The organism is Streptomyces sp. NPDC038200 (genome assembly GCF_055600785.1).
The window spans coordinates 122,283-129,291 of sequence record NZ_JBVJYH010000024.1; the positions used below are offsets into that span (position 1 = coordinate 122,283).

General features: G+C 73.5%; 9 protein-coding genes. 4 read left to right on the forward strand and 5 right to left on the reverse strand.

The window, feature by feature from the left end:
- From ACZ7KF_RS35675 to ACZ7KF_RS35690, 4 genes are all read right to left on the reverse strand, one after another.
- A complete protein-coding gene (locus ACZ7KF_RS35675; protein ID WP_471084738.1) occupies positions 1-414 on the reverse strand; it encodes an SRPBCC family protein in 414 nt (137 codons plus the stop codon).
- Between the two features lie 161 nt (positions 415-575).
- A complete protein-coding gene (locus ACZ7KF_RS35680) occupies positions 576-1,646 on the reverse strand; it encodes a hypothetical protein (RefSeq protein ID WP_471084741.1) in 1,071 nt (356 codons plus the stop codon).
- 101 nt (positions 1,647-1,747) lie between these two features.
- Complete coding sequence (locus ACZ7KF_RS35685; RefSeq protein WP_471084743.1) at positions 1,748-1,981, reverse strand: response regulator transcription factor; 234 nt, start codon at positions 1,979-1,981, stop codon at positions 1,748-1,750.
- Between the two features lie 170 nt (positions 1,982-2,151).
- Positions 2,152-2,973: a serine hydrolase gene (locus ACZ7KF_RS35690; protein WP_471084746.1), complete on the reverse strand. Its 822-nt coding sequence runs from the start codon at positions 2,971-2,973 to the stop codon at positions 2,152-2,154.
- A gap of 205 nt (positions 2,974-3,178) precedes the next feature.
- On the opposite strand from ACZ7KF_RS35690, the gene ACZ7KF_RS35695 reads away from it, so the two are divergent.
- The 4 genes from ACZ7KF_RS35695 (at position 3,179) to ACZ7KF_RS35710 (ending at position 6,565) form a co-directional block, all read left to right on the forward strand.
- Positions 3,179-4,216 (forward strand): permease, encoded by a 1,038-nt coding sequence (locus ACZ7KF_RS35695; RefSeq protein ID WP_471084749.1) that lies wholly within the window; start codon positions 3,179-3,181, stop codon positions 4,214-4,216.
- Entirely contained in the window at positions 4,213-5,061 is an 849-nt protein-coding gene (locus tag ACZ7KF_RS35700) for a TIGR03943 family putative permease subunit (RefSeq protein ID WP_471084752.1), read from the forward strand. Before ACZ7KF_RS35695 ends, ACZ7KF_RS35700 begins: the two co-directional genes overlap by 4 nt.
- 281 nt (positions 5,062-5,342) lie before the next feature.
- Positions 5,343-5,945, forward strand: a complete 603-nt coding sequence (locus ACZ7KF_RS35705) for an Rv1733c family protein (protein ID WP_471084755.1) — start codon at positions 5,343-5,345, stop codon at positions 5,943-5,945.
- 158 nt (positions 5,946-6,103) lie between these two features.
- Positions 6,104-6,565: a peptidoglycan-binding domain-containing protein gene (locus tag ACZ7KF_RS35710; RefSeq protein WP_471084758.1), complete on the forward strand. Its 462-nt coding sequence runs from the start codon at positions 6,104-6,106 to the stop codon at positions 6,563-6,565.
- A 105-nt stretch (positions 6,566-6,670) separates the two neighbouring features.
- On the opposite strand, the gene ACZ7KF_RS35715 is transcribed toward ACZ7KF_RS35710, so the two are convergent.
- Positions 6,671-7,009: glutamine amidotransferase-related protein (locus ACZ7KF_RS35715; RefSeq protein WP_471084761.1), on the reverse strand; the 339-nt coding region annotated here is incomplete at its 5' end.

Sequence of the window (7,009 nt, forward strand, 5' to 3'; positions counted from 1 at the left end):
TCAGCCGCCCGGGTTGTCGACCCGCATCCGCACCTGTTCCTCCAGGCGCCGCAGACTGCCGTCCAGGGCGTCGCGGGCCGCCTGCTCGCCCGGGTCATGACCGGCGTCGAAGAAGGACAGGTGTACGGTCACCTCGCTGGCCCCGCTGCCGATGCCCGCCACCTGGAGCCAGCCGGTGTAGCCGCCCTGCTCGCGCGTACCCCACTCCAGACGCATCTGGTCGGGCCGGGAGCGCAGCAGCGCGGGCGTGTCCTGACCGGAGCGGTCCTCGTGCACGGTGACGGCGGGTGGGTCCTCGACGTCCACGTGCAGGGCGTCCGGGAGCCAGGCGTCCAGCTGGGAGACGTTGGCCGCCTGGTCGAAGACGTGCTCGGGCTGTGCGGGCATGGTGCGGGAACGTTCGTACTCGGTCATCGTGGTACCGCCCCTCCGGCAGGTCGCGAGCCGCGACCGTGTGCCGGTCGCGTGCCCCGACCGTGTGTCGGTCGCGTACCCCGACCGCGTGCCCCTTCCGCGGCGGTCGAAAAGCCCCGGCCGCGCCCTGCTCCCCGGCCATCGGCTCCCTCCCGCGGTCCTCAGCCGCGGAAGGCCGGATACTCCGGCAGCGGGGCGACCCGCCAGTGGCGGGCGGGGCCGTGCAGCAGCAGCTCCATCGTCCGGGCGAACGCCGGGAACTCCGTGAGCCCGCTCGCCGCCTCCCAGCGGTGCCGCAGCAGCTGGCGCACCGTGGGGACCGGGCGCCGGGTCCGGTGCATCGGCCGGTCCTCGGCCGCGCGGGGCAGCAGGCGCACGGTGGCGTGGACCGTCCATCCGGCGACCGCCCGGCGCAGCCCGGCCTGCCACACCGCGTCCTCGGCGAGCGCCGGGTGGACGGGCACGATCTCGGCGCGGTAGGTCTGCTCGATCCGCTCCGCCAGGTCGGCGGGCAGCCGGAAGACGCACCAGCAGGTGGAGAAGGGCATCCGGCAGTAGGCGGCCGTCAGGAACACCGACTGGAAGGTGGCCGCCTCGAAGTCGATCAGGCGCAGACCGTCCGGGGTGAGCAGGTTGTTGTCGGGGCAGGTGTCGCCCGGTGTGAACGCCGTGTACCGGTCACCGCCCGCGGTGCCGATGCGGGCCAGCTCCTCGGCCAGGTCCGGCGGCGCGGTGACGCCCGATTCGGCGAGCAGCGGGGGCAGCGCGGCGGCGCTCCGGTCGAGCCAGGGATCGTCCGCCCAGGACGGCCCGCCCCGGCCGAAGCGGGCCGTCAGCCGGGCGAACTCGGCCCGGCTCGCCACGGACCCGGCGGCCAGACGGCCGAGGGCGCGGGCCCAGGCCAGCAGCCCCTCCCGGGCGGCCTTCGGGTCGTCGCCGAGCAGGACGTCCGCCAGCGACGGCGCCTCGCCGAGGTCCTCCATCACCACCAGCGGCACCGCCGGATCCACACCCAGCAGGGCCGGGCCGGCCGAGCCGAGGGACAGCGCGGCGGCCTCGGAGGAGAAGCAGCGCAGCGCCTCCGGTCCTGTGGCGTAGGCCTTCACGATGACGGTGCCACCGGTCGCGGTCCGGCAGCGCAGCACGGAGCTGCGGCGGCTGCCGCCCAGGTCGACCGGGTCGGACAGCTCGGTCCCGAGCAGCCGGCCCGCCGTGCGCAAGATCAGATCCATCCGCGCATCCTGCCATCGCCTCCGGCCGCTCGGCCCCCGCGTCCAGCGGTGCGGCGCGGGGCGTCGGCAAGGACGTGCCACCTGCCACAGGACAGGGAAGCTCACAGGCCCATGGATATGGCCGCGCGGGTCAGTTCGGCGGTGTTGGTGATGTTGAGCTTGGCCCGGATGCGGCGCAGGTAGGCGTCCACGGTGTGGGTGGACAGACCCATGTGGCGGGCGGTCTGCAGATAGGTGCGGCCGGCGGCGATGTGCCGGAGCGTCTCCCACTCGCGCGGAGCCAGCGTGGGGGCGGCGGCTTCGGCGGGCGACGCGGCGAGAGGCGTGGCGCTCATGGTGATTCCTCCGGCGGAACGGCTCGGTGCTGTCCGTTTAGGACGATTTGCCCTTGTTCCACCACCGTGCTCGCCGGACTTCATGGAGCTGTCCGCCCACCGTCACAGACGTGTCACAGGCACCGGTGGACCGGTTTCGGTCACCGGCTCCGGCTCGCCCGCCGGTCCCCTCACGCCACGGCCGCGCGCGCCGTCCGCTCCACCAGGCGCACGCCGTCGGTCATGGAGGCGCTGCCGTCGGACAGGACGGCGACGAGGTACCGGTGACCGCCGACGGTGACCCGGCCGACGCTGTTCACGTCCCACAGGCCCGTGCGGGTGCGCTGGAGCCAGCCGTTCTTCAGCGCCTGTGGCGACCTCGGGCCCCCGGCCGCGGAGACACCCCAGCTCTGTTCGGGTACGACGTGAGTCATCAGGTTCCGCAGATAGCTTCGGGACTTCGTGTCGAGTCCGCCGGAGCCCTTGTGTGCCGCGCGGCCGGAGTCGAACACGGCCCGCAGCAGCCGGATCTGGTCGCTCGCGGTCGTCCGGGTCAGTCCCCACTTGCCGCCCGGCCCGCCCGTCGTGGAGGTCAGCCCCAGGCGTTCGTTGGCCGCCGCCAGCCCGGGGGCCCGGCCGATCTGCCGCCACAGGGCGTCGGCCGCCGCGTTGTCGCTGCGCTGGATCATCGGCTCGGCGAGCTTCCGCTCCCGCGCGGTCAGGTGCCGTCCCGCGTCCTGCGCCTGGAGCAGCAGGGACGCGAGGATGTCGACCTTGACGATGCTGGCCGTGTCGTACGCCCTGTCCGCACCGTGGACCACGGGGGTGCGGCCGGTGCCGTCCAGGTCGAGCACGGCCGCCGTGGCGCGCGCCGGGGTGTCCTTGGCGGGGGCGGGGGCGGGTGCGGCCATCGCCGGGGCCGGGTGCAGGAGGGGTGCGGAGAGGAGGGCCGCTGCCGAGGCCACCAGGGCGCCGGCCTTGGTCCGCGCTGTGCGGGAGGGGTGGGACGACATGGGTCCCGAACGTAGACAACATGGCCGCCCGGCGATGTGGCGCCCGTCACCTTCGGGCCCGTTCGGCCCGGATTGTGAGAAGAGCCACCGAGAGCCACCGAAGGGGCGCTTTGTGCCGCCCGAGTCGCTGCCGCGGCGGCGTGTACGCGCCGCCGGGCCGCCCTCCTCGCTTATCGTCGGCCAGACGCCGACATCCGGAGTGATAATGGAAAAAACGGATGAACTGGTTGGTGTGGTGGAGGGTGCGGCGGCCGTACCCGTCGGACCGCCCCTGCGCCGCATCCGGCCGTGGCCGCTCGGCACGGCCCTCGCGCTCACGGCCGGCGCCACGGTCGTCCTCCTCGTGGCCGGCACCCGGTGGCTCGACCATCCGGCCGTCCAGGCCTGGCGCACCGTCTGCCTGGCCATCACCGTCCAGGCGCTCCCCTTCCTGCTCCTCGGCACCGCCCTGTCCGGCGCCATCAACGCGTTCGTGCCGGCCGACCTGTTCGCCAGGGTGCTGCCCAGGCGGCCGGCCCTCGCCGTACCGGTCGCCGGTTGCGCCGGCGCGGTCCTGCCGGGCTGCGAGTGCGCCTCCGTCCCCGTCGCGAGCAGCCTGATCCGCCGGGGCGTACCACCGGCCGCCGCCTTCGCCTTCCTGCTCTCCGCGCCGGCGATCAACCCCGTCGTGCTGACGGCCACCGCCGTCGCCTTCCCGGGCAGCCCCGCGATGGTCGCCGCCCGGCTGCTCGCCTCCCTCGCCACGGCGGCGGTGATGGGCTGGCTCTGGCTCTGGCTCGGCAAGGAGGAGTGGCTGCGCCCCCTGCTCCGCCACCGGCACACCGGTCACCGGAGCGGCCACAGTCGCTGGACCGAGTTCCGGCTCGGCTTCCAGCACGACTTCCTGCACGCCGGTGGTTTCCTCGTGCTCGGGGCCATGGCCGCCGCCACCTTCAACGTCACCGTGCCCGGTTCCGTCCTCGACACCTTCTCCGGCTCGCCCTGGCTGTCGGTGCTGTTCCTGGCGGGCCTCGCCGTGCTGCTGGCCGTCTGCTCGGAGGCCGACGCGTTCGTCGCCGCCTCCCTCACCGGCTTCTCGCCCACCGCCCGGCTCGCGTTCCTGGTGGTGGGTCCGATGGTCGACCTGAAACTGATCGCTCTTCAGGCCGGCACCTTCGGCCGTGCCTTCGCCTGGCGGTTCTCCACGACGACCACCGTCGTGGCGGTGGCCGCGAGCGTCCTGATCGGAGGCGCGCTGCTGTGAGACGCCCTGTCCAGACCCTGCTGCTGGCGCTGACCGGCATCGGCCTGCTGCACGTGGCCCTCTTCACCGACACCTACCTGCGCTACGTCAAGGCCGGACTGCGCCCGCTGCTGATCGTGTCCGGAGTGGTCCTGCTGCTCCTCGGCCTGGCGGGAGCGGCCACCCGCGGCGCGCGACGACCCGCCGCCGCCCGCGACCACCACGGGCGGGCGGACGATCACGGTGACGAACACGATCACGGTGACGGTTACGAGCACGACCATGGCCAGGGCTACGACCACGACGGCGGCCAAGGTCACACCCACGAGCACGCCCACGGTCACGACCACACCCACACCCCACGCGTCGCCTGGCTGCTGTTCCTCCCGGCCCTCAGCCTGCTCTTCCACGCCCCGCCCGCGCTCGGGGCGTACACCGCGGCCCGCGCGAACACCAAGGCGGTCGCCGTGCAGAAGAAGGGGTTCGCCCCGTTGCCCGCCACCTCGCCCCTGCCGCTGACCCTCACGGAATTCACCAAGCGCGTCCAGCAGGACCGCGGCCGGGCCATCGAGGGCCGCACCGTCCGGCTGACCGGCTTCGTCACCCCGGACGGCGACGGCGACGGCTGGTACCTGACCCGCATCATCTTCACCTGCTGTGCGGCGGACTCCCAGACGGTCAAGGTGCGCGTGTACGGCACGGAGGCGCCGCCCGCCGACACCTGGCTGGCGGTGACCGGAACCTGGCACCCCCGGGGCGCCCTGGGCACCCGGACCGCGGAAGCCGCGCTGGACGTCAGGGAGGCCGCCCCGATCGCCCAGCCGGTGAACGCCTACACCGACGACCTCCCGTTGACCCCCTCCTGATCCCCTGATGCCCACGGACCCCCTGACCCCTGCCGATCCCCTCTGATCCCGCCTGACGCTTCCTATCCGCTGAATCCGTCCCCCTCCCGTCCCCCTGTCCTGCCTGTCGGCTTCCCGCCCACTTCCCGCCCCCTTCCCGTCCGCTTCCCGATCTGCGGCGGACGACGGGCGTGGAGAGGTGCACGATGGAGTCGTGACGCTTGCTCGGAACCGGGTCGGGGACACCGCGGGGGCTGCCGCCCCGGTCTCGGGCCGCCGGTGCGCGAGAGGAGGCGGTGACCATGACACGGACACCTCCCACAACGGCCACCCGGGTGCGGCTGTGGCGCTGGCGGCGCAACCCGCTCAGGCGGCACAGCGATGTCGTCGAGGCGTGGATCGTTCTCGCGACCTGGGTGCTGGCGCTGGCCGTCGGTGTCCTCGCGGGCCTGGTGGCGGCCCACATCTCCGAGTCGGCGTTCGCGGCGCGGCTGGCGCAGGTGCGCTCCGTGTCCGCCGTACTCACCGATGACACCGCGCAGACCGCGCCCGCCGGCGGCGGTTACGACGACGGGCGGGTGTGGGCGGCCGTGCGCTGGACGGACGCCGACGGTTCGGTGCACACCGACCGGGCGAAGGTCCTCCCGGGCGCTGCCGCCGGGACCCGGGTGACGGTGTGGGCGAACCGGGCGGACCGGGTCGTGCCCGCTCCCGTCATCGGTACGGCGGCCGACCTCCAGTCCGCCCTCACCGGCGCCCTCGTCGCCCCCACGGCCGGTGCGCTGGTCTGGGGTGCGGGATGGGTGTGCCGCAGCCGGCTCATCCGCCGGCGGATGGCCGAATGGGACGAGGAGTGGAAGCAGATCGGACCCCGGTGGGGGAACCTCAGCGGAGGCAGGGGCTGACCGTCCGTCCCTCGGTCTACCGCGGAGGTGGTAGCCCGGCCCGGTGCTACCGCGGCCGGTGGAGCCAGGTGTCAACTCCCTGGTCGACGACGTGCACAAGCCACGGAACGTAGCTTGTGTGCCGTGCCGGGAGGCACTCGTCAACCAGGGGGAAACACATGCAGACGAACATCTTCACCAGGACGTTCCTCGCCGCCGCGACCACGGTGGCACTGGCCGCGGGCAGCCTCGCCGCCGGCACCGCTGTCGCCGCACCCGCGGCGGTCCGTCCCGGGGCGGCCCACCCGGCGGCGGTCACCGAGGCGGTCACCCCGCAGGCGGTGAACAACCTCGGCCTGAACGCCACCCAGGCGAAGAAGGTCCAGCGCTGGCTGAAGAAGTACTGGGGCTACTCCGGCGCCGTCGACGGCAAGCTCGGCACCACCAGCTGGAAGTCCTTCCAGCGCTGCCTGAAGAAGTACTGGGGCTACACCGGTCCGATCGACGGCGTCGTCGGCAAGGGCACGATCAAGGCGCTCCAGCGGCTCCTGAAGGACAGCTGGGGCTACACCGGTCCCGTCGACGGCATCGCCGGCTCCGGCACCAAGGCCGCCTTCAAGCGGTTCGCCAACGCCAACTGAGGTCCGGCGCCGCGGTCCGCCGGGAACGCCCTCCGCCCCGCCCACGGGCGGAGGGCACCGGGCGGGCCGCGCGGTACACGGGCCCCTGCCCGTCGGCCGCGCGGGTCAGGGCACGCTCAGCGCGGTGCGGTCGGCCGTGGCATAGGCGACGGCCGCCTTCACGAGACCGGCGAAGAGCGGGTTCGCGCGGGTCGGGCGCGAGCGCAGCTCGGGGTGCGCCTGCGTGGCGACCAGGTACGGGTGGACGTCCCGCCGGTATTCGAGGTATTCGACGAGCTTGCCGTCGGGGGAGGTGCCGGAGAAGACGATGCCGGCCTTCTTCTCCAGTTCCGCGCGGTAGGCGTTGTTGACCTCGTAGCGGTGGCGGTGGCGCTCCTCGACGTACTCCTTGCCGTCGTAGACCTCGCGGACGATGGAGCCCTCGGCGAGCTTGGCCGGGTACAT